Origin of the sequence: Carboxydothermus islandicus (genome assembly GCF_001950325.1) — a bacterium.
Classification (GTDB): domain Bacteria; phylum Bacillota; class Z-2901; order Carboxydothermales; family Carboxydothermaceae; genus Carboxydothermus; species Carboxydothermus islandicus.
The window spans coordinates 20,264-45,548 of record NZ_BDJL01000017.1; the positions used below are offsets into that span (position 1 = coordinate 20,264).

The 25,285-nt window shown below is 44.7% G+C and carries 27 protein-coding genes; all 27 read left to right on the plus strand.

The window, feature by feature from the left end:
• Nucleotides 1-19 precede the first annotated feature (19 nt).
• Nucleotides 20-259 (plus strand): AbrB/MazE/SpoVT family DNA-binding domain-containing protein, encoded by a 240-nt coding sequence (locus ciss_RS03490; protein ID WP_075864918.1) that lies wholly within the window; start codon nt 20-22, stop codon nt 257-259.
• Complete coding sequence (locus ciss_RS03495; RefSeq protein WP_075864919.1) at nt 256-639, plus strand: hypothetical protein; 384 nt, start codon at nt 256-258, stop codon at nt 637-639. Before ciss_RS03490 ends, ciss_RS03495 begins: the two co-directional genes overlap by 4 nt.
• Nucleotides 640-641: 2 nt before the next feature.
• Nucleotides 642-2,465: an excinuclease ABC subunit UvrC gene (gene uvrC / locus ciss_RS03500; protein WP_075864920.1), complete on the plus strand. Its 1,824-nt coding sequence runs from the start codon at nt 642-644 to the stop codon at nt 2,463-2,465.
• A 4-nt stretch (nt 2,466-2,469) separates the two neighbouring features.
• Entirely contained in the window at nt 2,470-3,270 is an 801-nt protein-coding gene (locus tag ciss_RS03505) for a Cof-type HAD-IIB family hydrolase (protein WP_075864921.1), read from the plus strand.
• 18 nt (nt 3,271-3,288) lie between these two features.
• Nucleotides 3,289-4,311: an alpha-hydroxy-acid oxidizing protein gene (locus ciss_RS03510; RefSeq protein WP_075864922.1), complete on the plus strand. Its 1,023-nt coding sequence runs from the start codon at nt 3,289-3,291 to the stop codon at nt 4,309-4,311.
• A 1-nt stretch (nt 4,312) separates the two neighbouring features.
• A complete protein-coding gene (locus tag ciss_RS03515) occupies nt 4,313-5,269 on the plus strand; it encodes an ROK family protein (RefSeq protein WP_075864923.1) in 957 nt (318 codons plus the stop codon).
• A 13-nt stretch (nt 5,270-5,282) separates the two neighbouring features.
• Nucleotides 5,283-6,026, plus strand: coding sequence for a PHP domain-containing protein (locus ciss_RS03520; RefSeq protein ID WP_075864924.1), 744 nt, complete (start codon nt 5,283-5,285; stop codon nt 6,024-6,026).
• 15 nt (nt 6,027-6,041) lie between these two features.
• Nucleotides 6,042-6,911: an RNase adapter RapZ gene (gene rapZ, locus ciss_RS03525; protein WP_077177420.1), complete on the plus strand. Its 870-nt coding sequence runs from the start codon at nt 6,042-6,044 to the stop codon at nt 6,909-6,911.
• Between the two features lie 4 nt (nt 6,912-6,915).
• Nucleotides 6,916-8,139 (plus strand): gluconeogenesis factor YvcK family protein, encoded by a 1,224-nt coding sequence (locus tag ciss_RS03530; RefSeq protein WP_075864926.1) that lies wholly within the window; start codon nt 6,916-6,918, stop codon nt 8,137-8,139.
• 18 nt (nt 8,140-8,157) lie between these two features.
• Nucleotides 8,158-8,982, plus strand: a complete 825-nt coding sequence (locus tag ciss_RS03535) for a polysaccharide deacetylase family protein (RefSeq protein ID WP_075864927.1) — start codon at nt 8,158-8,160, stop codon at nt 8,980-8,982.
• A gap of 132 nt (nt 8,983-9,114) precedes the next feature.
• Complete coding sequence (gene whiA, locus ciss_RS03540; RefSeq protein WP_075864928.1) at nt 9,115-10,050, plus strand: DNA-binding protein WhiA; 936 nt, start codon at nt 9,115-9,117, stop codon at nt 10,048-10,050.
• Nucleotides 10,050-11,024 carry an MBL fold metallo-hydrolase gene (locus ciss_RS03545; protein ID WP_075864929.1) on the plus strand — a complete coding sequence of 325 codons (975 nt, stop codon included), beginning with the start codon at nt 10,050-10,052 and terminating at the stop codon, nt 11,022-11,024. The genes whiA and ciss_RS03545 overlap by 1 nt, the downstream gene beginning before the upstream one ends.
• Nucleotides 11,021-11,509, plus strand: a complete 489-nt coding sequence (locus tag ciss_RS03550) for an acyltransferase (protein WP_075864930.1) — start codon at nt 11,021-11,023, stop codon at nt 11,507-11,509. Before ciss_RS03545 ends, ciss_RS03550 begins: the two co-directional genes overlap by 4 nt.
• Nucleotides 11,502-12,089 (plus strand): DUF1405 domain-containing protein, encoded by a 588-nt coding sequence (locus ciss_RS03555; RefSeq protein WP_075864932.1) that lies wholly within the window; start codon nt 11,502-11,504, stop codon nt 12,087-12,089. Before ciss_RS03550 ends, ciss_RS03555 begins: the two co-directional genes overlap by 8 nt.
• A 70-nt stretch (nt 12,090-12,159) precedes the next feature.
• Nucleotides 12,160-13,539 carry an RNA polymerase factor sigma-54 gene (gene rpoN, locus ciss_RS03560; RefSeq protein WP_075864933.1) on the plus strand — a complete coding sequence of 460 codons (1,380 nt, stop codon included), beginning with the start codon at nt 12,160-12,162 and terminating at the stop codon, nt 13,537-13,539.
• A gap of 114 nt (nt 13,540-13,653) precedes the next feature.
• Nucleotides 13,654-15,276, plus strand: coding sequence for a long-chain fatty acid--CoA ligase (locus ciss_RS03565; RefSeq protein ID WP_075864934.1), 1,623 nt, complete (start codon nt 13,654-13,656; stop codon nt 15,274-15,276).
• Between the two features lie 170 nt (nt 15,277-15,446).
• Nucleotides 15,447-16,454, plus strand: a complete 1,008-nt coding sequence (locus ciss_RS03570) for an ArsJ-associated glyceraldehyde-3-phosphate dehydrogenase (RefSeq protein ID WP_075864935.1) — start codon at nt 15,447-15,449, stop codon at nt 16,452-16,454.
• A gap of 52 nt (nt 16,455-16,506) precedes the next feature.
• Complete coding sequence (locus tag ciss_RS03575; protein WP_075864936.1) at nt 16,507-17,691, plus strand: phosphoglycerate kinase; 1,185 nt, start codon at nt 16,507-16,509, stop codon at nt 17,689-17,691.
• Nucleotides 17,692-17,708: 17 nt separating this feature from the next.
• On the plus strand, nt 17,709-18,464 hold the full coding sequence (gene tpiA, locus ciss_RS03580; protein ID WP_075864938.1) for a triose-phosphate isomerase: 756 nt from the start codon (nt 17,709-17,711) through the stop codon (nt 18,462-18,464).
• Between the two features lie 13 nt (nt 18,465-18,477).
• Nucleotides 18,478-19,998 carry a 2,3-bisphosphoglycerate-independent phosphoglycerate mutase gene (gene gpmI / locus ciss_RS03585; protein WP_075864939.1) on the plus strand — a complete coding sequence of 507 codons (1,521 nt, stop codon included), beginning with the start codon at nt 18,478-18,480 and terminating at the stop codon, nt 19,996-19,998.
• A 21-nt stretch (nt 19,999-20,019) separates the two neighbouring features.
• On the plus strand, nt 20,020-21,306 hold the full coding sequence (gene eno / locus ciss_RS03590; protein WP_075864941.1) for a phosphopyruvate hydratase: 1,287 nt from the start codon (nt 20,020-20,022) through the stop codon (nt 21,304-21,306).
• 167 nt (nt 21,307-21,473) lie between these two features.
• Nucleotides 21,474-21,707, plus strand: a complete 234-nt coding sequence (gene secG / locus ciss_RS03595; protein WP_075864942.1) for a preprotein translocase subunit SecG — start codon at nt 21,474-21,476, stop codon at nt 21,705-21,707.
• A gap of 36 nt (nt 21,708-21,743) precedes the next feature.
• A complete protein-coding gene (locus ciss_RS03600) occupies nt 21,744-23,804 on the plus strand; it encodes a sodium-translocating pyrophosphatase (RefSeq protein ID WP_075864943.1) in 2,061 nt (686 codons plus the stop codon).
• Nucleotides 23,805-23,914: 110 nt separating this feature from the next.
• Nucleotides 23,915-24,328, plus strand: a complete 414-nt coding sequence (locus ciss_RS03605) for a PaaI family thioesterase (protein ID WP_075864944.1) — start codon at nt 23,915-23,917, stop codon at nt 24,326-24,328.
• Nucleotides 24,321-24,872 carry an HDIG domain-containing metalloprotein gene (locus ciss_RS03610; protein ID WP_075864945.1) on the plus strand — a complete coding sequence of 184 codons (552 nt, stop codon included), beginning with the start codon at nt 24,321-24,323 and terminating at the stop codon, nt 24,870-24,872. The genes ciss_RS03605 and ciss_RS03610 overlap by 8 nt, the downstream gene beginning before the upstream one ends.
• Before the next feature lie 90 nt (nt 24,873-24,962).
• The gene (locus ciss_RS03615) at nt 24,963-25,202 is read left to right on the plus strand and encodes a hypothetical protein (RefSeq protein ID WP_075864947.1); all 240 of its coding nucleotides are present in this window, start codon (nt 24,963-24,965) and stop codon (nt 25,200-25,202) included.
• The coding region (locus ciss_RS13780) for a hypothetical protein (RefSeq protein WP_369689006.1) at nt 25,202-25,285 on the plus strand (84 nt) is incomplete at its 3' end. The genes ciss_RS03615 and ciss_RS13780, both read left to right, overlap by 1 nt.

Here is a 25,285-nt window from a genome sequence, read left to right on the forward strand (position 1 = left end):
TACACAGGGGGTTTTAGGGGTGAACGTGCGCAAAACCTTTAAGGTGGGCAACAGTTTGGTAGTTTCCATTCCCCAGGAGTACGTTAAAAGCCTGGGGATTAAAGAAGGAGATCCGCTGATTATTGAACCCTGGGAACATGGTTTTATCGTTAAAACCTTTGGGGCTGTTGGAAAGGAAAGCAAGCTACCTTCCGGAAAAAGTCCGGTAGATAGTTTACTGGAAAAATACGGGTTTGTGGTGGAGGAGTTTTCCTCATGATGAATTTAAAAGAATGTTTGAATGCTTATTACCGCTATTACGGGGAAGAAAAACTGATGGCGGTAAATGTTGATGCTTTAGATAAAGCTTTAGTCGAGCCTTACGCCAAAACCTTTATTGGAGAAAGGGAAATTTTTCCGGAAATGACCGATAAAGCTGCTGCTCTTTTTGAGGCAATTATCAGACTTAAGCCTTTTCCCGTGGGCAATCTCGCTTTTGCTTTTATCTTAACGGTCCTGTTTATCCATAAAAACGGCTGGCGGCTTAAAGCTTCGGACGATGAGGTCAGGCAATTTTTAAAGAATTTTTCGGCAGGATTCAGAAGTTCTGTTGATGTGAAAGGCTGGTTTTTAAAGCGGATGGAGCAAGTGAGGGATTAAAGTTGGCGTTATGGGAAAAAGTCAAGAATTTACCCGAAAGTCCCGGAGTTTATCTTTATAAAGACGAAACTGGTGAGGTTATTTACGTTGGCAAGGCAAAAAATTTAAAAAATCGGGTGCGTTCGTACTTTCAACCTCGGGAAAAACTTTTGCCTAAAACCCGGGTAATGATGGAAAAAGCAAGGGACATCGAAGTGATTATTACTTCTTCGGAAGTAGAAGCTTTAATTTTAGAACAAAACCTCATAAAAAGATACCGGCCCCGGTATAATATTTTGCTGAAAGATGATAAGTCTTATCCTTACCTGAAGATTACCGGTGAAGAATTTCCCCGGCTTTTAATTACCCGCAAGGTAATTAATGATGGGGGAAGCTACTTTGGGCCGTACCCCGATGCGGGAGCGTTAAACGAAACGTACAGGCTTTTGCGGTCAATATTTAAATTTCGCACCTGTACGCCGGCGATTTTTGCCCAGAAGAAGCGTCCCTGCTTAAACTTTCATATAAAAAAGTGTTCCGCCCCCTGTGCCGGGGAAATTAGCCGGGAGGAATATTTTAAAGAAATCGAAATGGTAAGAGATTTTTTGGAAGGCAGGGGCGAAAATTTAATTAAAAAATTAAAAAAAGAAATGGCCATAGCTTCTGATAATCTCGAATTTGAACGAGCGGCAAAATTAAGGGACCAGATCTTAGCTTTGGAAAAAATTTTGGCCAAACAAAAGATTTCCCGGGGCGAGAGAAATGCCGATGTAGTGGCTGTTGCTACCGGGGGAGATCTGGGGGTAGGATTGATTTTTGTTATTCGCCAGGGGAATTTATTAGGGCAGAAGGTGTATACCTTTACCGGCGAGATGGAAACCGGGGAGCTTTTAAATCAAGTTTTAGTAACCCACTATGGAGAAGCCAAAGAAGTTCCTGTTGAAATTATCCTGACAACCAGGGAAAATTTAGATGAGGAATTTCTCAATTCCTGGTTTGAACTTAAATTTGGGAAAAAGCCCAGATTTACCGTCCCGAAGCGGGGAGAAAAATTTGAACTTTTAAAAATGGCTTTAGAAAATGTAAACTTTACCCTGGATGAAAAAATTAAATTAAAGGAAAAGAAACAATTGTTAAACCAAAAGGTTTTAATGGACTTAAAAGAAGCCTTAAACCTTCCGGCGGTTCCAAGAAGAATAGAAGGGTACGACATCTCCCACCTGGCTGGAACAGGAACGGTAGCATCAATGGTGGTATTTATTGACGGTGAGCCGGTGAAAGGGAAATACCGGCGTTTTGCCATCCGCAGAGCGGCCAATGATGACTATACTGCGATGTTTGAAGCGGTTTTGCGGCGCTTTAAAAAGTACCTTGCTTTACAGGTAGAGGGAGGAGCCGATGGCTCTTTTGAAGAGCTGCCGGATTTAGTGTTGATCGATGGAGGAAAAGGACAGTTGAACGCGGCTATGGATGCTTTAAAAGAAACCAATCTTTTGGGAAAGTTTACGGTAATTGCTCTTGCCAAGGAGCAGGAGGAAATTTTTCTTCCCGGGAAAAAGGACTCTCTTTTATTGACACAGGACCGGGAAGGTTTAAAATTGTTACAAAGGGTAAGAGATGAAGCCCACCGTTTTGCCAAAGGTTACCAGGAAAAAAAGCGGGTTAAAACCCTTGCTTCTCTTTTAGAGCAGGTAGAAGGAATTGGTCCCAAAAGGCGAAAACAACTTCTTAATAAATTTGGCAGCATTAAAAACCTTAGAGAAGCAACGGTTGAAGAGATTATAGCAGTTCCCGGAATTACCCGGGAAATAGCGGAAAGATTAAAAGAGCTTTTGGAAATGGAGTGATTTTTTGCGGTACCGATTATTGGCTGTGGACCTGGATGATACTTTTTTAAACAAGGAATTGCAGGTTTCGCCCCGGGTACAACAAGCGGTGATAGAGGCTTTGAAGAAAGGGATTATCGTGACTTTTGCTTCCGGCCGAATGTACCGTTCGGCCAAGAAATACGCTTTTTCTTTTTTAGGAGACATTCCTCTGATCACCTATAACGGGGCATTGATTAAATATTCCCGGTCGGAACGGGAAGTATACCACCAGCCGGTGCCCGGGGAGCTGGCCCTTACTATTTACCGCAGGGTAAAAGGACATTTTCACCTTAATGTTTACCAGGACGATGAACTTTTGGTCGAGGAAGACAATCAATATATCAGAGATTACAGCAGGATTGCGGGCGTTCCTTTTCGGGTAGTAAACAATATAGAAGAACTTTTAAATAAAAAAGCTCCTACTAAACTTTTAGCTATTGGCGACCCCAGTGCCTTAGACCAGCTCTGGGAAGAAACTAACGGTGAGTTTCGGGGAGTTCTTCATATTACCAAATCGAAACCCCATTATTTAGAGTTTTTAGCTGCCGGCGTTAATAAAGGAGAGGCTCTAAAAATCTTAGCTCAACATTTAGGGGTCTCATTAAAGGAAACGGTAGCGGTTGGAGATAGTTATAACGACCTGGAAATGTTAGAGACGGCCGGTTTGGGAGTTGCTGTCGGCAATGCTCTGCCGGAGGTAAAACGCCGGGCTGACTTGGTGGTACCGGCTAATGATGAGGATGGAATTGCTTATTTAATAAATGAAATTATTTTAAAAAATTAAAAGAAGGGAGAGGTTTTTATGGACTTAAAAGAAATCAGGGCAACCGCCAGAGAAAAGCTCAAAGGATTTTGCCGGGTTTGCCCGGTGTGTGACGGTCGGGCGTGTGCCGGAGAAGTACCGGGAATGGGAGGAGTAGGTACCGGAAAAGCTTTTCAGGAAAATTTACGGGCTCTTTCCCGGTATAAGTTAAATTTAAGAACGATTCACGGGGTAAAAGAACCGGATTTAAGCTTTGAACTTTTTGGGGTTAAGGTAAGCATGCCGGTTTTTGCTGCTCCGATTACCGGAACCACTTACAACATGGGCGGAGCGTTAACCGAAGAAGAGTATACTTTAGCGGTGACCGAAGGTAGCCTTTTAGCGGGGACCTTAGCTTTTACCGGAGATGGAGCCGATCCCACCATGTACGGTTCGGGGTTGAAAGCGATTAAAAAAGTGGAAGGTAAAGGTATTCCCATTATTAAACCAAGAGCGCAAGAGGAGATAATTAAAAGGATTAGAGAAGCGGAAGAAGCGGGAGCTATTGCTGTAGGGGTGGATATTGATGGAGCCGGATTGCTAACGATGGCTTTAAAGGGACAGCCGGTCAGTCCGAAAACCCTGGAAGAAGTAATGGAAATTGTTAATTCCACCAGGCTGCCGTTTATTTTAAAGGGTATCATGACCCCGGATGAGGCCGAATTAGCGGTTAGAGCCGGGGCGAAAGCCATTGTGGTTTCCAACCACGGAGGAAGGGTGCTGGATGAAACTCCCGGGGCCGCCGATGTCCTGCCGGAAATTGCTGCCAGAGTAAAAGGGAAAATCACCATCCTGGCCGATGGAGGAGTAAGATCCGGTGTCGATGTTTTAAAACTTTTGGCGCTGGGAGCGGATGGAGTATTAATAGGCCGGCCGGTAATCGTGGCAGCTTTTGGCGGTGGTGCCGAAGGGGTTAAAATTTACCTTGAGAAAATTAAAAAGGAACTAAGGGAAGCGATGCTTTTAACGGGAGTTGCGCGGGTGAACGAAGTCCCGGGAACAGTTATCCGGAAGGAGCAGTAAGATGGGAAATTATGTAGTGGGGATAGACCTGGGAGGTACGAAAATTTATACTGCCTTGGCTAACTTAAGTGGGGAAATAGTGGCGGAAGAAATTGAACCGACTACCAAAGACGAAACAAAACTTTTACACCAGCTTGGGAGGATGGTTAAAGGGGTTATTGCCAAAAGCGCAGTACCGAAGGAAAAAGTGCTGGGAATCGGGATTGGGGCGCCGGGAACGGTGGACTACCGTACCGGAACACTTATTACCGCTCCCAATCTTCCCTGGCAAAATTACCCGCTGAAAATAAATTTGCAAGCGTTGCTCCGTTTACCGGTGGAAGTTGATAACGATGCCAATTTAGCAGCTTTGGGTGAGTACAGGTACGGTGCCGGCCGGGGCCACAGAGACCTGGTTTATGTTACCGTAAGTACCGGGATTGGTGCGGGTATAATAATAGATGGACAGCTCTATCGGGGAAGCTCCGGCAGTGCCGGCGAGTTAGGCCATACCATTGTGGAACCGGGTGGCCCCCGGTGCAATTGTGGCCGACGGGGCTGTCTGGAAGTAATGGCCTCGGGTACGGCAATAGGAGAAAGGGCACGGCAATTGGTGGCCGAGGGTTTTGGCCAGGAAATTTTAAAATTGGCTCAGGGGAATATTGAGGCTATCAACGCTAAAACGGTGGGGGAAGCGTTTTTAGCGGGTGATCCGGAAGCAAAAGGAATATTAAACGAAGCGGCTTTTTATCTGGGGATTGGCCTGGCCAATGTAGTGAACCTCTTAAATCCTTCTCTGATTGTTTTAGGAGGCGGGGTTATAAATATTGGCGAACCCTTTTTAGAGTTAATTCGAGAAGAACTGGCAGAGAAGGCATTACCCCAGCCCTATAAAGATTTAACGGTAAAAAAAGCCGTTTTAGGAAGTAAAACCGGAGTCATGGGAGCGATAGCCTTAGCTTTGGAGCGATTTTCTTAAAGGATGGGGTCAAATGTTTTCCGGTGATTTTCATACCCATACCCGTTATAGCGATGGCCGGGGAAGTTTACGAGAAAATGTCGAGGCAGCTTTAAAGAAAGGCTTACTTTTTTACGGGGTTGCCGACCACGGTCCGGCGAATATTGGCACCGGGGTGCGGCAGGAAAAGGTCTATTTAACCATCAAAGAAGAAGCACGGAATCTCGAAAAAGAATTTTCCGATATTAAAATACTGGTGGGGGCGGAAGCAAATGTTATTTCTTTAGAGGGGGATATTGATATTAGCAGGGAAATTGTTTCCGCCCTTGACTTTTTAATTATTGGTCTTCACCCCTATATTTTACCCAGGACCTTAAAAGATGGCTTTTTGTTTGTCCTTCCTAACCTGTTTGGACGGTTTTTTTCCGGAATAAAGAAGTATCTTATCCGGGTAAATACCCGGGCACTAATTCGATCAATAGAGAAATACCGACCCTTAGCAATAAGTCACCCCAACCTCAGGCTTCCCGTAAATATAGAGGAGCTGGCGCGGACCTGTGCAAAGTACGGGGTAGCGTTAGAAATAAATACCGGACATAACTATCCCAAGGATGAGATAGTTCTGGCAGCTTTAAAAACGGGAGCAAAGCTGATGGTTAACAGTGATGCTCACTACCCCCAAACGGTGGGCGAACTGAAAAGCGGGAAAGAACTTTTGCTGCGCTATAATTTTCCTTTGGACAGGGTTTTGAATATTAAAGGATCTGAGTTAAATTAAACGGTGGGTGGAATAATGCGCTTTTTAATTGTAACGGGATTATCCGGAGCTGGTAAAACGCAGGCAATGCGCGCTTTAGAAGATCTTGGCTATTTTTGCGTGGATAACTTACCTCCGGTTTTAATGCCCAAGTTTGCGGAACTGGTAGCTCATGCGGAAAATAAAATAGAAAAGGTAGCTTTAGTGGTGGATGTCCGGGGGCAGAAGTTTTTTCAGGATTTAGACTGGGCTCTGGGAGAGTTAACGAAGCTTGGAATAAAGTATGAAATCTTATTTTTAGAGGCCCGGGACGAAATATTATTAAAACGGTTTAAAGCTAATCGCCGGGGGCATCCGCTGGGAGTACGGGGCAGTCAAATTTTAGATAACATCAAAAAGGAAAGAAAGTTTTTAGAGAATTTACGGGCAAGAGCCGATAAAATAATAGATACTTCTGATTTACAGCCAGCAGATTTACGAAACGAGATTTTAAACTATTACGGCGAAGAGCAAAAGCGCAGCAAAATTTCCATAAATATCGTAACTTTTGGTTATAAGTACGGTCTACCCTTAGATGCCGACCTTATAATGGATGTTCGTTTTTTACCCAATCCTTTTTACGTAAATGAACTAAGACCTCTTTCCGGAAGCGACAAGCCGGTTTATGATTACGTTTTTAAGTATGAGGTTACCAAAAAATTTACCGAAAAATTTTTGGATCTTATTGAATTTTTAATGCCCTTTTACCAGAAAGAAGGAAAAAGCAATCTCGTCATTGCTATTGGCTGTACCGGTGGCCGGCACCGGTCGGTAGCTATTGCTAATTTTCTGGCCAGGACTTTAGAAGAAAAAAATTACGAGGTGTATCTGCGGCATCGGGATCTGGAAAAACACCGGGAGGAATAAGGTAATGAAAAAATATTTATTATGGTTGTACCCCGGTTTAAAAATTAAAAGGTACATTTTGCTTATTATTGCGGGAATACTATCCTTTGCCTGGGGTTTTCACCTTATAGTTGAAAACCGACGGCTTTATGTTTTAATTGTTTTCGGAATAAGTGTTTTTTTAATTGCATATGGTTTTAAAAAGCTCTTAAATTCCGTTTTAAAAAGTTTGTATCCGGACGAACGGGGAAATGTCATTGAAGAACTTTATCTTAGAAAAAAACTTTTGAGGGGTCCAAAAATTGCTGTTATTGGTGGTGGAACCGGACTTGCCACCTTACTTCGGGGATTAAAACATTACACCAGCAACATTACCGCTATTGTAACGGTAGCCGATGACGGAGGAAGCTCTGGCCGGCTTCGGGAAGAAATGGGTATGCTGCCACCGGGGGATTTAAGAAACTGTTTGGTGGCTCTGGCGGATAAAGAAAGTCTCATGGAAAGTTTATTGCAGTTTCGTTTTACCGAAGGGGATTTGGCCGGTCACAGCATGGGAAATTTGCTTTTAGCTGCCCTCTGGAAAATCAACGGGAATTTTTCCCAGGCAGTTTTTTCCCTGGGACAGATCTTAAAAGTAAGGGGTGTTGTTTATCCTTCAACCGAAGATAAAGTAGTGTTAAGGGGTATTCTTGTCAACGGCGATGAAGTGGTGGGGGAGAGCCGTTTTCGGGAAGTAGCGGTGCCCATTAAAAGGGTTTATCTCCATCCACCGGGAGCAAAGACTTTGCCGGAAGTCGAAAAAGCATTATTGGAGGCGGATTTAATTATTTTAGGACCGGGTAGCCTTTTCACCAGCATTATCCCTAACTTGCTGGTAAAAGGGGTGGTGGAGAGCATCAGGAAAAGCCGGGCGCCGGTTCTTTATGTGATGAATATAATGACCGAGAAGGGAGAAACCGCTGGCTTTACGGCGCACGACCACCTGCAGGCTATTATCGAGCACGCGGGACCGATTGTGGATTATGTTTTGGTAAATAACGAAAGCTTTGCCGATCATTTGTTAGCTAAATATCAGCGGGAAGGACAGCAGCCGGTAACGGTAAACGAAAAGCTTTTAAAAAAGCTTGGGGTTAAAAAGGTGATAAAAGCACCGGTATTAGACCAGAAGCAGTATTTACGCCATGATTCGGAAAAATTGGCCCGGGTAATAATAAGTTTTTACCGGAAGGAAATTGCCGAAAAAGTTTAAGCAAATGGGGGAAAAAAGATGAAGCGGATATTACTTGCCTTTATACTGGCGTTAATTGCTGCGGCAAGTATTGTTACCGTCGGATGGCTTTCTTTTCCCAGGGAAGCCTTTGCCGATTACCGGGAGCGAGGGGTACCGATTTTAATGTATCATAAGGTAAATCCCGACCGGAAAACCGGCGGCCTTGGGCTTAGAGTTTTGCCCCGGGAGTTTGACTGGCAAATGCGCTATTTAAAGGAGCATGGTTTTCACACGGTATCTTTGGATGAAGCGGTGGATTATCTTGAATTTGGTAAGCCCTTACCGGAAAAACCTATTGTGATAACTTTTGATGATGGTTACCGGGATAATTACGTTTATGCCTTTCCGATTTTAAAAAAATACGGTTTTCGCGCTACAATTTTTATAATTACCGGAATTGTTGGGAAAACTAACGAGTGGGATGAGCGGGAAGGAAAGCCCACCAATTACATGTTAACCTGGGAGCAGATCGAGGAAATGGCCAATTACGGGATTGAATTTGGCGCTCATACCGTTAATCACCCCCGGTTAACGAAAGTACCGCTGGAAGTGGCGGAAAAGGAAATTTTTAATTCCAAAAAAATGTTAGAAGCGAATTTAAGGCGTCCGGTAAAATATTTTTGTTATCCCTATGGTCTTTACAATGACCAAATTATAGAAATGGTAAAAAAAGCCGGTTTTCGAGCTGCCACTACTACCGAGCTGGGAATTAATGAGAAAGGTTGTGATTTATACCGTTTAAAACGCTTGCGGGTTACCGGCCATATGAGTAGGAGGGAATTTGTGGAGCAGTTAGAAAAATATTTAAGGGAAGATAGGTAGAAAAGGGAGCATAAAAAATTTCTACCGGGTTATGTTAAAGATACAATCCTTCCTTTATTCCCGGAGTGCTCCGGAAGTACCACTCCTGGCCGGTCAGGTGGTTGTATGGTATAATTTTTTCGAGGTGGTAACATGTCTTTTGCCCGGGAAACGAAAGAAGAGCTGGCCCACATTATCCCCCAGAAAAGTTGCTGCCAGCGGGCGGAACTGGGAGCTTATATCAAGATGCTGGGGGATTTGGGTATTTCCAGTAAAAAGTTAAAACTTTCCCTTAAAACTCCCCTTTCTTTTTTGGCGCGAAAAATTCTAATTCTTCTAAAAAATAATGGTTTTAAAACTAAAACCCTGGTGCAGGACCACGGGCGGCTTTCCCAAAAAAATTTTTACTATATAGAACTTGAAGAGCGGGTGGAAGAACTTCTTAAAGAGTATGGCTTTATAGATGAAAAAGGAAATTTATCTAACCGCATTAACGAAAATTATATTAAAAACGATTGTTGCCGGCGAAGTTTTCTAAGGGGCGTTTTTTTAGCCGGTGGCTCTTTAAACGATCCGGCAGGAGACTATCATCTGGAATTAAACCTGCCCGATGAGGCGTTTGCCCGGCAGGTTTTAAAGGTTTTGCAAAAGTACCATTTTACTTTTCGGTTTTTAAAACGGAAATCTGTTCCTTTTTTGTATTTAAAGGATGCGGAACAGATTTTATCTTTTTTAAGTTTGATAGGGGCTCATCAGTCGCTTTTAAAATTTGAAAACGTTCGGGTGGTGAAAGAAGTTAGAAACCAGGTAAATCGCCTGGTTAACTGCGAAACGGCCAATATCAAAAAAGCGGTAAAAACGGCGGTGAAGCAGATAAAGGATATTGAATATATTGCAGAGAAGATTGGGTTGGATAACCTTGACCCGGCTTTAAAGGAAATTGCCATTTTAAGACTGGATAATCCGGATTTAAGCTTAAAAGAAATAGGTAGTCTTTTAAACCCTCCCCTGACTAAATCCGGGGTTAATCACCGCTTTCGCAAATTAGAACTTATAGCTGAAAAAATAAGAAACGGGGCGCTGGGGTAATGGATTTGGAAGGACTTGATCGGGAACTTAGAGAAAAAACAGTTTATGGAATTGAATTAGCAAGGGAAAGGTTTAGAAAAAGAAATGAGATAAAAAACACCGGGGAAAGTTTTATTTTGTTTGCCGGAACCGGTGGCAATCCCGAGGCGGTTTTAACCCAGAACCCGTATACCGCGGGCTTTATTATTAAACTTGAACAATTTTTAATGTGGGTTGATCCTGGACCGTCGGCAATAGTGCGGGCCCGGGAGTTAAACATTGATTTAGGTAGTCTTACCGCTGTGTATATCTCCCATGGCCATCAGGACCACTACGGGGGAGCGGAACCCATTATTGAAGGTATGTGCTGGGGAATGTTTGCCCGGAGAGGTTTTCTTTTAGCTCCCGGCAAGGTTTTAGATGACCGCATGATAAGTCCCTTTCATCAGGGAATTAATACCGGCTTTTATTCCGGGGGGCCGGAAGTGGTGGTTTTAAAAGCACTTAAGCCCGTGGAAATAGGGAAAGTAACGGTAGTTCCGGTAGCTGTCTATCACGGGGAAGAAAATTACGGATTTATTTTAAAATATAAAAATTTAGCCATCGGTTATACCAGCGATACCAACTACATTTTAAGCTACCAGAGTTTAACGGGAATTAAAAAGGTAGAACGAATGGGGCCGGTTAACGATTTTCTTGAGGTTGTGGATTATCGCGAAGATCTTAAAAAAATTTTTTCCGAAGTGGATATTTTAATTGCCAATGTAACCGCTCACAATTCCTGGATGCACCGGCACTTAACCACTTTAGGTCTTGCCCATCTTTTGAAGGACAGTAAAGTTAAATTAGCGGTGCTTAGCCATTTTAACTACTGTTGCCTTTATCCCGAAGATTTGCGGGATAAGATGGCCCGGTATGTAAGGGAAAAATCCGGTATTAAAACTATTGCCGGTAAGGATGGTTTAAAACTTGAGCTGAATCCGGAGGGAGTATGAGAAGATTAACGGAACATCAAAAACCTGGACCGGAGAACTCGATGTACTACTGGCGCAGTTACGTGAGCTTTTTTAAAGTAGCTAAAAATTTTATCTTTATCAGCATCGGCAGGTATTTGCCCTTTCTCGGATTAAAACGTTGGCTTTACCGGTACGGGGTTGGGATGAAAATTGGTAAAAATGTAAGCCTTGGCTTGATGATGATGCCCGATGTGCTTTTTCCCGAGTTAATCGAAATTGGGGACAATACCATTATTGGTTACAATGCAACGATTTTAACCCACGAGTTTCGCGTGGAGGGTTTTAAAACCGGGCCAGTTAAAATTGGCCGGGATGTTTTGATCAGTGCAAATGCTACGATTTTGGCGGGAGTGGAAATTGGTGATGGAGCAATGATTGGAGCGGGAGCGGTGGTGACAAAAGATATTCCTCCCGGGGTGTTAGCGGTGGGAGTGCCCGCCCGGGTGGTGAAAAAAATTGAGTAAAATTACCGGGGTAATCGCTGATTACTGGCAAAACCCCCGCAAAAAGCTTTATGTTTTTTTACTGCTGCTGGTAAATTTATTTGGCAGTATCTGGGGGTACCTCTGGTACCGGGGACAACTGCTGAAAGAGCCGCTTATTTTCTGGCCTTTAATTCCTGACAGTCCCTTGTCGACAACGCTGTTAACTTTAGCCTTTTTTTTGATGCTTTTTGGGCGGGAGATTACCGGTCTTACCCTCTGGGCGGGGATGATGTGTTTTAAATACGGTTTCTGGGCCCTGGGAATCTTAATGCAGTTTTGGTATCTTTCCGGAAGAATCGAGCCGGTAGAGGTAATGCTTTTTGTAAGTCATCTGGGGATGATTGTGGAAAGTATTATCTACGTAAAAGGTATACCGGTAACCAAAAAAGCCTATTTTTTCAGCGTAATTTGGCTTATCCTGGAAGACGTTGTTGACTGGGGGTTTGGCTTACATCCCTATCTTTTCTTAGAGGAACAGTTTTCTTTTGCAGTTGTTTTAGCTTTAGTTTTAAGCGGTTTTATTTTGGTTTATTTTAAAAAGTTGGCTCATATTAATTAACAAGAAGGATAATTTTAAGCTTAGGGCGAATTATTTACATAAAGGCTTTCTTCTTAGGAGTGAATGACGAATGCCGATGGATTTTGGACTAAATTTAGAGCAGACGCAAAAGCTTGTTTTAACGCCCGAGCTAAAACAGGCCATTACCATTTTACAATTAAATACATTGGAATTGGTTAGTTTTATTGAACAGCAGGTTGAAACTAATCCTCTTTTGGAAATAGAAGTAAGTGAAGATAAAGAAGAAAATAGACTGGAGGAAAATGATGAAGAGCAGGAATTGCGGGAAATTGCTGATTATTTTGCCGATTCCAGTGATTTGGGGATGGGCTTGAGGCAAGAGGATGAAGAACGGAAAGGTTTTGAACCGGCAAGTTCCGAAAGCAGCCTGTGGGAACATCTTTATTTACAACTTCATTTATTGAACTTACCCCAGCTTGATAATAAAATCGGAGAGTTTATTATTGGTAATATTGACGAAAACGGCTATCTAACCTGTCCGGTGGAGGAAATTTCTGAAAGGCTGAAAGTGGAAAAAGAAGATGTAGTACGGGTTTTAAAAATTATCCAAACTTTTGATCCTCCCGGAGTTGGCGCCCGGGGACTTTTAGAATGCCTTTTAATTCAGGCGGAGCAAAAAAATGTTTTAACTCCTCTGGTAAAAGAGATAATTTCCAATTATTTACCCGATTTAGCCCAGAGCAAGTACTTAAAAGTGGCCAATCGCCTGGGGGTAACGGTAGAAGAAGTTTACCAGGCGATGGATATTATAAAAAGTTTAGACCCAAAGCCGGGGAGAAATTTTGCGACGCTAAAAGAAGTAAGGTACGTGGTACCGGATATCACTGTAGAAAAAGTTGAAGGTGAATATATAATCTTAATAAACGACAGCCTTTTACCCCGTTTAAATATAAATAATACTTACCAAAACATTTTAAAGCAAAAGGATTACGATGAAAAAACGAAAAAATATGTGGAGAAAAAATTAAATCAAGCCCTCTGGCTTATCAAAAGTATCGAACAGAGGCGTTTTACCCTGTACCGGGTGGCTCGTTTCATTGTGGATTATCAACGGGAATTTTTAGAATACGGTTTAAAATATTTAAAGCCGTTAACCTTAAAACAGGTAGCAAAAGCGTTGAATTTACACGAATCAACTATCTCCCGGGCCTGTGCCAATAAATACATGGCTACTCCCCGGGGGACTTTTGAAATGAAATATTTCTTTGCTTCGGCGTTGGAAAGCGGTCAGGGAGGTTTTTCCTCTTCCACCAGTATCAAAGCGCAAATTAAAGAACTGATCGCCCGGGAAAATCCCCAGGAACCTTTATCGGACCAGAGAATTGCCGATATTTTAACCCAGCGGGGTATAAAAATATCCCGCCGGACCGTGGCTAAATACCGGGAAGAAATGGGGATTTTAGCGGCAGCAAAGCGGCGAAAAGTGTAGAAATTAAGGCGGGCGCAAGCCCGTTTTTCTTTTAGCTGTGATAATAAAATTAAATTTGACTGAAAATTAATAATATTATAAAATTAAAAATAAACAGAACAGGGGGAGATAGATTTGAAAGGTTTAATGATGGATGACTATCCTTTAACGATGATTACGATTTTGGAGAGGGTGGCTAAATATTTTGCCAACCATGAGATTGTGACTCGCCGCCCTGACAGAACGTTACATCGTTATACCTACGGAGAGTTTTACAGGAGAAGCCATAAACTTGCCAGCGCTTTGGTAAAAGCGGGAATTAAACCGGGGGATCGGGTAGCGACTTTGATGTGGAACTCTTACAGCCATCTGGAGGCATATTTTGGTATCCCCATTACCGGAGCGGTTATGCATACCTTGAACCTGCGGCTTTCTCCCCAGGATTTAGCATATATAATAAATCATGCCGAGGACCGGTTTATTATTTTAGAAGATGTGCTTTTGCCGCTTTTTGAACAGGTTAAGAACCAGATCAACGTGGAAAAAGTTATCGTAGTGCCGTTTTCCGGAAAACCTGTTCCGGGGGAGTATATCGATTACGAACAGTTTTTGGCGACCGGCGATGAAAGTTTTTCGTATCCGAAAATTGCCGAAACGGATGCGGCAGCGATGTGTTACACATCAGGGACTACCGGAAGGCCCAAAGGAGTTTTGTATTCGCACCGTTCGCTGATGCTTCATTCCTTTGGTTTGGCGCTGCCTGATTCCATTGGTATCAGTATGTACGATACTTTAATGCCGGTAGTGCCAATGTTCCATGTTAATGCCTGGTGTATTCCCTATGTTGCTGTAATGGTAGGAGCGAAGATGGTGATGCCGGGACCCTATTTAGATCCGGCGAGTCTGGTGGATTTATTTGAAAAGGAACAGGTGACTTTAAGCGCTGGAGTGCCCACTATTTGGGCGGGAATTATTGATTTGCTGGACCAAAATCCCGGCAAATTTAAATTTGCCCCAAACTTACGTTTAGTAGTGGGTGGTGCGGCGGTTCCTGAAGCAATTATCCGGAGGTTTGATAAGCACGGGATTACCGTTATCCATGCCTGGGGGATGACCGAAACTACTCCTTTAGGGACGGTTGCCCGGATTAAACCTGAACATTTAACTGAATCGGAAGACCGGAAATACCAGATTCGGGCTACCCAGGGTTTACCGGTACCTTTTGTGGAAGCCCGGGTGGTGGATGGAGAAGGGAATGTTGTGCCTGAAGATGGCAAAACCTTTGGTGAGCTACAGGTGCGTGGACCGTGGATTGCTGCCCAGTATTATAAAGGTGAAAATACCGGCAAGTGGACCGAGGATGGCTGGTTTAGAACCGAAGATGTGGCAGTGGTGGAGCCAGGGGGTTACATCCGTTTGGTGGACCGCACCAAAGATGTTATTAAGTCTGGAGGAGAATGGATTAGTTCGGTACAGTTAGAAAATGCGTTAATGGGGCATCCGGCGGTGAAAGAAGCGGCGGTAATTGCCGTTTATGATCCCAAGTGGCAGGAGCGGCCTTTAGCGGCAGTAGTCTTAAGGGAAGGGATGACTGCTACTCCCGATGAACTCCGGGAATTTTTAGCGCCCAAGTTTGCCAAATGGTGGCTGCCGGACTACTTCGTTTTTGTTGAGCAACTTCCCAAGACTTCTACCGGTAAAATTGCCAAAGTGCAGTTAAGGGAAATGTTTAAAGACTGGAAGCCGGAAAATAATTAGCATTTTGAGGCGGGGCAACCCGCCTTTTCGTATGTTTAATATTCAAAAAATAAAAACATTTTTCCCGGGTAGCATGGATTACTTTAAAACTTGCCTATATTAAAAATATCGTTTTATAATACAAGAGAAGCACAGTTAATTTTTTAAATTAATTAAAAGGAGGAATTGGGATGCCTGTAAAAGTAGGGATTAATGGTTTTGGCCGGATTGGCCGGAATATGTTTCGGGCAGCCTTAAACAATCCGGAAATTGAAATTGTAGCGGTAAACGACTTAACCGATGCCAAGACTTTGGCCCACCTCTTAAAATACGACTCGGTTCACGGGATTTTTGCTGCCGACGTAGAGGCTAAAGATGATGCCATTGTGGTAAATGGTAAAGAAGTTAAAGTTTATGCGGAAAAAGACCCGGCTAACTTACCCTGGAAGGAATTAGGAGTAGAAATTGTCATTGAGTCTACCGGAAAGTTCACCAAAAAAGCTGATGCGGTAAAGCACCTGGAAGCTGGAGCCAAAAAGGTAATCATTTCCGCTCCTGCTACCGATGAAGATATTACTATTGTTATGGGAGTAAATGAGGATAAGTACGATCCGGTGAACCACCATGTAATTTCCAATGCCTCCTGTACTACTAACTGCCTGGCACCGGTGGCCAAAGTGCTGCACGAAAAGTTTGGCATTGTTAAAGGCTTGATGACTACCGTCCACTCTTACACTAACGACCAGCGGATTTTAGACCTTCCTCACAAAGATTTACGTCGGGCCCGGGCTGCAGCTACTTCCATAATCCCCACCACTACCGGAGCGGCAAAAGCGGTGGCCTTAGTTCTTCCCGAATTAAAAGGAAAATTAAATGGCTTTGCCATGCGGGTACCTACACCCAATGTTTCGGTAGTTGACTTGGTGGTGGAGTTAGAAAAACCCGCAACCAGGGAAGAAATTAACGCTGCTTTAAAAGAAGCTGCCGAAGGAGAATTAAAGGGCATCCTTGGTTATACCGAGCTACCCTTGGTTTCGGTGGACTTTAACGGTAATCCTTTGAGCTCTATTGTTGATGGACTTTCTACCATGGTAATCGAAGGCAATATGGCCAAAGTTATTGCCTGGTACGATAATGAATGGGGTTATTCTAACCGTCTGGTGGACTTAGCGACTTACATTGCCAAAAAAGGTTTATAATAGTGGGGGCCAAGTCCCCCGTTTCCCATTTTAAGAAGGGAAGGGGATGTTTATGAACAAAAAAACGATAAGAGATGTGGAGGTAAAAGGCAAAAAAGTTTTCGTGCGGGTTGATTTTAACGTACCTTTAAATGAAAACCGGGAGATAACCGATGATACCCGCATCCGGGCAGCCCTTCCTACCCTCCAGTACTTGAGAGAACAAGGGGCTAAACTTATCGTCGCCTCTCACCTGGGCCGACCCAAAGGCCAGTTTAACGAAAAATACAGCTTAAAGCCGGTGGCTAAAAGACTATCTGAGCTTCTTGGGATAGAGGTGAAAATGGCTCCCGATGTAGTGGGGCCCGAGGTGGAAAAAATGGCCGGGGAATTACAGCCGGGAGAAGTACTTCTTTTAGAAAACGTACGCTTTTATCCCGAAGAGGAAAAAAATGATCCGGAATTTGCCCGGAAACTGGCGCGACTTGCCGAAATTTATGTTAACGACGCTTTTGGAGCGGCCCACAGGGCTCATGCTTCTACCGCCGGGATTGCTTCGTATTTACCGGCTGTAGCCGGATTTTTAATGGAAAAAGAAATTAACTTTTTGTCGCGGGTATTAAATAACCCGGAACGGCCGTTTGTGGCTATTATTGGTGGAGCTAAAGTTTCCGATAAAATCGGGGTGATTGAAAACCTTCTCGGCAAAGTTGACGCACTTTTAATCGGCGGTGGCATGGCCAACACCTTTTTAAAAGCAATGGGCTATGAAACCGGAAAATCTTTGGTGGAAGAGGATAAAGTAAATTTAGCCAGGGAGTTAATGAATAAAGCAAAAGAAATGGGAGTTAAGCTTTTATTGCCGATTGACGTGGTGGTAGCTCCCAAGATTGAAGCGGGAGTGCCCGGCAAAACGGTAGCAGCCGATGGTATTCCTGCGGAAGAAATGGCTTTAGATATTGGCGAAAAGACCGCCAAGCTCTTCCGGGAAGAGATTTTAAAAGCTAAGACAGTTGTCTGGAACGGGCCGATGGGGGTTTTTGAAGTGGAACCCTTTGACCGGGGTACAGTTGCGGTTGCCGAAGCGGTAGCCGAAAGCGGCGCTCTTTCCGTGGTTGGCGGTGGAGACTCGGTTGCGGCGGTAGAAAAAGCAAAAGTTGCGGACAAAATAACCCATATTTCCACCGGCGGAGGAGCCTCTCTGGAATTTTTAGAAGGGAAAAAACTTCCCGGAGTTGAAGTTTTATACGATAAGTAAGTTACGGGGGGCGGGGTATGAGAAAACCTTTTATTGCAGGTAACTGGAAAATGTATAAAACCCCTGTCGAGGCGGCCGCATTTGTCCGTGAGCTCAAAGATAGCTTAAAAGATGTTAGCGGTGTGGACGTGGCGGTTTGCCCGCCTTTTCCTGCCCTGTGGCCGGTTAAGGAAGCTTTGGAGGGGAGCGATATTGCTCTTGGGGCCCAGAACATGCATTTTGAAAAGGAAGGGGCTTTTACCGGTGAAGTATCTCCGGCCATGCTTCAAGATTTAGGGGTGAAGTACGTAATCTTGGGACACTCCGAGCGGAGAGCCTGCTTCGGGGAAACGGACGAACTTATTAACCAAAAAATAAAAGCAGCTTTTACCTGGGGACTAAATCCTATCTTTTGCGTTGGCGAAACTTTGGAAGAACGGGAACGGGGAATTACCAAGGCAGTGGTGGAGATTCAGGTGTTAAAGGGCCTGGCTGAAGTAACGGCAGAGCAGGCCGAAAACCTTACCATTGCTTACGAGCCGGTGTGGGCAATTGGTACCGGAAAAACCGCAACTCCTGAAGATGCTCAGGAAGTGTGCCGGTTTATCCGGGAACTTTTGGTAAACCTTTTCGGGAAAGAGATTGCGGAGAAAGTTCGCATTCAATACGGTGGCAGTGTGAAGCCGGAAAATATTAAAGAACTCATTGTTCAACCGGATATCGACGGTGCCTTAGTAGGCGGTGCCAGCTTAAAAGTAGATAGTTTTACGGCTATTGTTAAAGGAAGTATTTAAGGGAGGATTTTTTGTGCCAGTTTTACTTACCATTTTAGACGGTTGGGGTATAACCGCTGATACTTATGGCAACAGCATAACTGCAGCTGGAACGCCAAACTTTAATCGGTACTGGAATAATTATCCCCATACAATTTTAGAAGCCTCAGGACTTGCGGTAGGACTGCCCCGGGGGCAGATGGGCAATTCGGAAGTCGGCCACCTCAACCTGGGAGCCGGAAGGATTGTATACCAGGAATTAACCCGGATTACCAAAGAAATAGAAGAAGGCAGCTTTTTTCAAAATCCTGAGCTTTTAGAGGCTGTAAATCATGCCCGCAAAACCGGGGGCAATCTTCACCTCATGGGATTATTATCCGACGGTGGGGTGCACAGCCATATTGAACACCTTTTTGCCTTGTTAGAACTTTGCCGCCGGGAAAATTTTACGCGGGTATTTATCCACGCCTTTCTTGATGGCCGGGATGTACCGCCGCAAAACGCCCGGGAGTACATAGAAGCTTTGGAAGCTCGCTTAAAGGAACTTGGCTTTGGCCAGATTGCCACGGTGATGGGGCGGTATTACGCTATGGACCGGGATAAGCGCTGGGAGCGGACGGAAAAAGCTTACCGGGCGATGGTTTTTGGGGAAGGGTTTAAAGTAACAGAGCCGGAGGCGGCGGTGGCTTTAGCCTACGACCGGGGGGAAACGGATGAGTTTGTTTCGCCCACGGTGGTGATTAATCAGGAAGGTAAGCCGTACGGGGTGGTGGGACCGGGAGACAGTATTATCTTTTATAATTTCCGCCCCGACCGGGCCCGGCAGATAACGAGAGCTTTTGTGGATGATGAATTTAACGGTTTTCAGCGGGAAAAAATTCAGGATTTGTACTTTGTTTGTTTTACCCAGTACGATAAAACCATTAATGCTCCGGTGGCTTTTTTACCGCAAACCATTAATAACTGCCTGGGTGAATACCTGGCAAAGCAGCAAAAAAAGCAGCTTAGAATTGCTGAGACGGAAAAATACGCCCATGTTACCTTTTTCTTTAACGGCGGGGTGGAAAAGCCGTATCCGGGGGAGGAGCGGATATTAATACCTTCGCCCAAGGTTGCTACCTACGACTTAAAGCCGGAAATGAGCGCCTATGAGGTAACGGAAAGGCTTTTGCAGGAGATGGAAAAGGGTTACGATTTAATTGTCTTAAATTACGCCAATCCAGATATGGTAGGCCATACCGGGGTGTTTGAAGCAGCCGTCCGGGCCATACAAGCGGTGGACGAATGCCTGGGACGGGTGGTAGATAAGTTTTTATCTTTAGGAGGAACGGCCATAATTACCGCCGACCACGGCAACGCCGAAAAGATGTTGGAGGATGATGGCACTCCCTATACCGCTCATACCACCAATCCGGTGCCGTTTATCTTAGTGGATGAGAGGTACCGGGGTGTTAAACTTAAGGATGGTGGAAGCCTGGAAAATGTAGCTCCGACAATATTAAAGTTAATGGGTTTGGAAATACCGCCAGAAATGACCGGTCAGCCTTTATTTTAAAAATTTTAAGGAGGGATTTAAATGTCAGAAATTCGGGAAGTTATTGCCCGGGAAATATTAGATTCCCGGGGAAATCCTACCGTGGAGGTAGATGTAATCTTGGAAGATGGTACCTGGGGAAGAGCTGCAGTGCCATCCGGTGCCTCTACTGGCGCGTTTGAAGCGGTGGAGTTAAGGGATAATGACCCCAATAGATATCTTGGTAAGGGGGTTACTCAGGCGGTAGAAAATGTCAACTCCATTATCGGACCGGAAATTCTCGGGTTTGATGCGTTAGACCAGGTGGGGATTGACGAGTACCTCATTGAATTAGATGGTACTCCCAATAAGGGGAAGTTAGGGGCTAATGCTATTCTTGGAGTTTCCATGGCGGTAGCCAAGGCAGCAGCTAATTATCTTGGACTTCCTTTATATCGTTATCTGGGTGGAACCAATGCCCGGGTACTGCCGGCGCCGATGATGAACATTTTAAACGGTGGAAAACACGCCGACAATAACGTAGATATTCAGGAATTTATGATCATGCCTTTAGGAGCTTCTTCCTTTGGAGAAGCTTTACGGATGGGTGCGGAAGTATTTCACAATCTCAAAAAAGTTTTAAAGGGGAAAGGTTATAACACCGCTGTGGGGGATGAAGGAGGATTTGCCCCCAACCTTAAGTCCAACGAAGAAGCTATTGAAGTAATCGTTGAGGCTATTGAAAAAGCGGGCTACACTCCGGGGAAAGATATTTATATTGCTCTCGACGTAGCTGCTACCGAATTATACAAGGACGGTTTTTATGTGTTAGAAGGCGAAGGGGTTAAAAAATCTGCTGCGGAAATGGTTGAGTATTACGAAAAACTTTGTACTAAGTATCCGATAATTAGCATTGAAGATGGGATGAGCGAAGAAGACTGGGATGGCTGGAAGCTTTTAACCGAGCGCCTGGGGAAGAAAATACAGCTGGTAGGGGACGATTTATTTGTTACCAACGTTGAGCGCCTTCAGAAAGGGATTGATCTGGGAGTTGCCAACAGTATTTTAATTAAGTTAAATCAAATCGGTACCATTACCGAAACCTTAAATGCTATCGAGCTTGCCCGGCAAAACGGCTATACTACCATTATTTCCCACCGCTCGGGAGAAACCGAGGATACTACCTTAGCCGATTTGGCGGTGGCGGTAAATGCGGGAATGATTAAAACCGGAGCGCCGTCACGGACCGACCGGGTAGCAAAATACAACCAGCTTTTAAGAATTGAGGAAGAATTGGACTATACTGCTATTTACAAAGGGCTGAAAGCTTTTTATAATATAAAAGCGTAACTTTTTAAATTTCGGTCGGGAAGAAGCTTTCCCGGCCTTAAACTATATTTTTTACTTCATTTTTTACTTCAGGGGTTATGTATAAATATTTAAAATAGTGCGAAAATTATTGTTAACCAAACTAAATTGTGGTATAATTTTTTTGGTTTTTAAGGAGGTGAGGCGGGGTGGCCGTTTTAAAGGGGGTCTTAGTTTTTCTGCACATCCTGGCAGCTTTAGGGGTGATCGCTACAGTCCTTCTCCAGTCGGGGAAAAGTGCCGGACTTTCCGGTTCTATTGCCGGTGGAGCGGAAGTTTTGTTTGGCAAGAAAAAGGGCCTTGATGAGCTGTTTGAGAAAATGACGGTAGTGGCGGTAATTTTATTTATGATTTTATCCCTGGTGCTGGCTTTAATTTTTTAAGATATAAATAAATTTAAAAATTGAGGAGGGTGAGAAATGGAAAACGGGATGACCTTGGCTTATTACGGCTTGGGAGCGGGGATCTTAGCAATTCTTTTTGCCCTGTATCTTTTTTCCTCGGTTTTAAAGGAAGATATGGGGAATGAAAAAATGCGGGAGATTTCCCAGGCCATCTTTGAAGGGGCTATGGCGTATTTAAACCGCCAGTACAAGACGTTAATTCCTTTTGCCCTTGTGGTTTTTGTTTTGTTGGTTGTTGGTTTTGGTTATAAGGAAGGGGACTTTGGCTACGGGCTTAAAGTTGGTGTATCGTTTCTGGTGGGTGCTATTGCCTCGGCTCTTGCCGGTTATGCCGGGATGACCAGTACCACCAAAGCTAATGCCCGGACGACCCAGGCTGCGCGGAAAAGCTTAAACGCTGCTTTAAACGTGGCCTTTAAAGCCGGTGGCGTTATGGGGATGTCCGTTGCCGGTCTCGGTTTACTCGGTGTTTCGGCCTTATATATTATTTTTAAAGATGTTCATGTTATCGATAGCTTTGCCTTTGGTGCTTCGGCCATTGCTTTCTTTGCCCGGGTTGGCGGTGGTATTTATACCAAAGCCGCTGACGTCGGTGCCGACCTGGTGGGTAAAGTTGAAGCGGGTATTCCCGAAGACGACCCCAGAAACCCGGCGGTTATTGCGGACAACGTGGGGGACAACGTGGGCGATACTGCCGGAATGGGTGCCGACCTTTTTGAATCGTACGGCGCTACTACCATGGCAGCAATGCTCCTGGGTCTCACCTTTGCCAAGAACCATGGCTTTAATGAAGTTTTAGGGGCAACTTTCCCCTTGCTTCTCGGCGCTGCCGGAATTGTAGCCGCAATCATCAGTACTTTCTTTGTGCGGACCTCCGAAGATGGTAACCCCCAGATGGCTTTAAATATCGGTTTGTGGTCTACCAACTTTATTACGGCCATCTTTACCTACATTTTAGCCCAGTACGTATTTGGCAGCGAATGGGCTCTCAGAATCTTTATTGCGGTAGTTTCAGGTTTAGTGGTTAACGTGGCGATTGGTTCGTTAACCGAATACTATACTTCCAACTTAAAACCTCCGGCGCAAAAAATTGCTGAGGCTTCCACCACCGGTCCGGCAACTAACATCATTGCCGGGGTCGCCGTAGGTATGCGGAGTACTTACTTACCGATTATTGTTATTGTAGCTGCCATCATGGTTGGCTACTGGGCTGCGGGTTTCTACGGAATTGCCCTGGCGGCTATGGGGATGTTAGCAACTGCCGCTATGGTGGTGGCGGTGGACTCATTTGGACCGGTGGCGGACAACGCCGGTGGTATTGCTGAGATGGCAGAGCTCGGTCCGGAAATCCGGAATAAGACCGATAAGCTCGATGCCGTGGGTAACACCACTGCAGCGGTAGCAAAAGGTTTTGCCATTGGTTCGGCGGCTTTAACTGCCCTTGCTTTATTCTCGGCTTATACCGACCTAGCTAAAACCAATCCGAACTTACAAAAGTATTTAGTTAATGGCGAGTTTAATTTAAATATTACTGATCCCTGGGTCTTGGTGGGCCTCTTCCTGGGTGGCACCGTTGCCTTTTTAGTAGCGGCTTTAACTATGGAGTCGGTAGGAAAAGCGGCTTTTGAGATGATTGCAGAGGTGCGGCGTCAGTTCAGGGAAATTCCCGGGCTCATGGAAGGGAAAGCCCGGCCCGATTATGCCCGCTGCGTTTCCATCAGTACCGCAGCGGCAATCAAGCAGATGATTGCACCGGGCTTATTAGCGGTTGGTGCGCCCCTGGCTATTGGCTTTATCCTTGGCTTCAAGGCCCTGACCGGTTATTTAGCCGGGGTTACCGCAACCGGAGTGCTTTTAGCAATTTATATGGCCAATGCTGGCGGTGCCTGGGATAACGCGAAAAAATATATTGAAGCGGGAAATCTTGGCGGCAAAGGCAGCGATACGCACAAAGCTGCGGTAGTGGGCGATACCGTTGGCGACCCCTTCAAAGATACTTCTGGCCCTGCGATGAACCCGCTGATGAAAGTAGCCGGAACCTTTGCGCTGATTATTGTGCCCCTGTTGCTCTTCTAAAAGAATCTCACAGCGCAGCCCTGATAAGCAGGGCTGCTTTTTTTTACCGGTTCCAATCTTGCCGCGGAAGAAATTACCTGCTAAAATGAGACCAGAAAGGATGAGGGAGCATGGGCGAGGAGGGAAAATCCCTAAACTACTGTTTTGCCTGCGGCAAAGATAATCCTTATGGTCTAAAGTTAGAGTTTTCGTACATTAACGATGAGGCAGTAGCGGAATTTACCGCCCGGCCGGAACACCAGGGGTATCCCGGCGTAATGCACGGGGGGCTTATAGTTACGTTATTAGATGAAGCTATGGCCAAGTGGCTTTCCTTTAACGGTGTCCGTGCGGTAACGGCGGAGATGACCGTAAAATTTAAAAAACCGGTGCCTGTTGGAGTGCCCCTTACGGTAAAAGGGAAAATGATTTATAAAAAAAGGAAAATTTACGAAATGGAAGGCTATGTTTTCGGGCCGGAGGAACAAGTGCTGGCTTTTGCAGTGGCAAAGTTCTGGCAAACGGAGGAGGGAAATAATGGATAGGGAACAGGCGTACCTTGAACTTACCCAGAGGGTTAAAAGCTCCAATCTACTGAAACACATGTTAGCGGCGGAAGCGGTGATGCGGGAACTGGCAAGGCATTTTGGCGAAGATGAGGAATTATGGGGATTAGCCGGACTTTTACACGATATTGATTATGATGAAACAAAGGATGATCCCCGGAAGCATAGTTTAATTGGAGCGGAAATCCTGGAAAAACTTGGACTTCCCGCAGAAGTGGTCTATGCGGTCAAGGTTCATAACGAAGCCCATGGCCTGCCGCGAAAATCCCGTTTGGATAAAGCTTTATATGCCGTTGACCCTTTAACGGGTCTGATTGTGGCCGGAGCTTTGATTCGTCCGGAGAAAAAATTAGAAGCGGTAACGGTGGAGTTTCTTTTAAATCGCTTCTACGAAAAATCTTTTGCCCGGGGAGCCAAGCGCGAACAAATAGCAGCCTGCAGCGAAATTGGCCTGACTTTGGAACAATTTTTAGCTCTTGGTTTAAAAGCAATGCAGGAAATTCACGAGGAGTTAGGTTTATAGGCGGGGAAGGTGGACCCGCCTTTTGACATAATTGTAGTAAATTTAGATGAAAATAAATGACGAAGTGACGTTAAAAGGAGGAAAAAATAAATGAGAGAAAAAATTTTGGAGTATTTAATAAAAGCTAATGCCCCGCAGTACCCCGATAAAATCATTGAAGGCCTTGGCCTTACTGATGTTTCGGAAATAAAGAAATTGCTTGCGGTTTTACGGGATTTAGAAAAAGAAGGAGAAGTGTATGTAACAAAGGCCGGTAAATATGGCCTTCCCGAGCAAATGAACATGGTGCGGGGAAGATTCAGGGGCATCCGAAAGGATTTGCCTTTTTAATACCCGAAGACCGGGAAAAGCAGGATGTATTTATTTCCCCAACCAATTTAAAAGGAGCAATGCATAACGACCGGGTACTGGTA

Coding starts and splice junctions, on each gene's coding strand:
- eno (WP_075864941.1), top strand. CDS start 20,020: ATGTCAGAAATTCGGGAAGTTATTGCCCGGGAAATATTAGATTCCCGG.
- ciss_RS03550 (WP_075864930.1), top strand. CDS start 11,021: ATGAGAAGATTAACGGAACATCAAAAACCTGGACCGGAGAACTCGATG.
- whiA (WP_075864928.1), top strand. CDS start 9,115: ATGTCTTTTGCCCGGGAAACGAAAGAAGAGCTGGCCCACATTATCCCC.
- ciss_RS03510 (WP_075864922.1), top strand. CDS start 3,289: ATGGACTTAAAAGAAATCAGGGCAACCGCCAGAGAAAAGCTCAAAGGA.
- rapZ (WP_077177420.1), top strand. CDS start 6,042: ATGCGCTTTTTAATTGTAACGGGATTATCCGGAGCTGGTAAAACGCAG.
- ciss_RS03545 (WP_075864929.1), top strand. CDS start 10,050: ATGGATTTGGAAGGACTTGATCGGGAACTTAGAGAAAAAACAGTTTAT.
- tpiA (WP_075864938.1), top strand. CDS start 17,709: ATGAGAAAACCTTTTATTGCAGGTAACTGGAAAATGTATAAAACCCCT.
- ciss_RS03615 (WP_075864947.1), top strand. CDS start 24,963: ATGAGAGAAAAAATTTTGGAGTATTTAATAAAAGCTAATGCCCCGCAG.
- ciss_RS03600 (WP_075864943.1), top strand. CDS start 21,744: ATGGAAAACGGGATGACCTTGGCTTATTACGGCTTGGGAGCGGGGATC.
- ciss_RS03570 (WP_075864935.1), top strand. CDS start 15,447: ATGCCTGTAAAAGTAGGGATTAATGGTTTTGGCCGGATTGGCCGGAAT.
- rpoN (WP_075864933.1), top strand. CDS start 12,160: ATGCCGATGGATTTTGGACTAAATTTAGAGCAGACGCAAAAGCTTGTT.
- ciss_RS03520 (WP_075864924.1), top strand. CDS start 5,283: ATGTTTTCCGGTGATTTTCATACCCATACCCGTTATAGCGATGGCCGG.
- ciss_RS03530 (WP_075864926.1), top strand. CDS start 6,916: ATGAAAAAATATTTATTATGGTTGTACCCCGGTTTAAAAATTAAAAGG.
- ciss_RS03495 (WP_075864919.1), top strand. CDS start 256: ATGATGAATTTAAAAGAATGTTTGAATGCTTATTACCGCTATTACGGG.
- ciss_RS03605 (WP_075864944.1), top strand. CDS start 23,915: ATGGGCGAGGAGGGAAAATCCCTAAACTACTGTTTTGCCTGCGGCAAA.
- ciss_RS03610 (WP_075864945.1), top strand. CDS start 24,321: ATGGATAGGGAACAGGCGTACCTTGAACTTACCCAGAGGGTTAAAAGC.
- ciss_RS03535 (WP_075864927.1), top strand. CDS start 8,158: ATGAAGCGGATATTACTTGCCTTTATACTGGCGTTAATTGCTGCGGCA.
- ciss_RS03515 (WP_075864923.1), top strand. CDS start 4,313: ATGGGAAATTATGTAGTGGGGATAGACCTGGGAGGTACGAAAATTTAT.
- ciss_RS03575 (WP_075864936.1), top strand. CDS start 16,507: ATGAACAAAAAAACGATAAGAGATGTGGAGGTAAAAGGCAAAAAAGTT.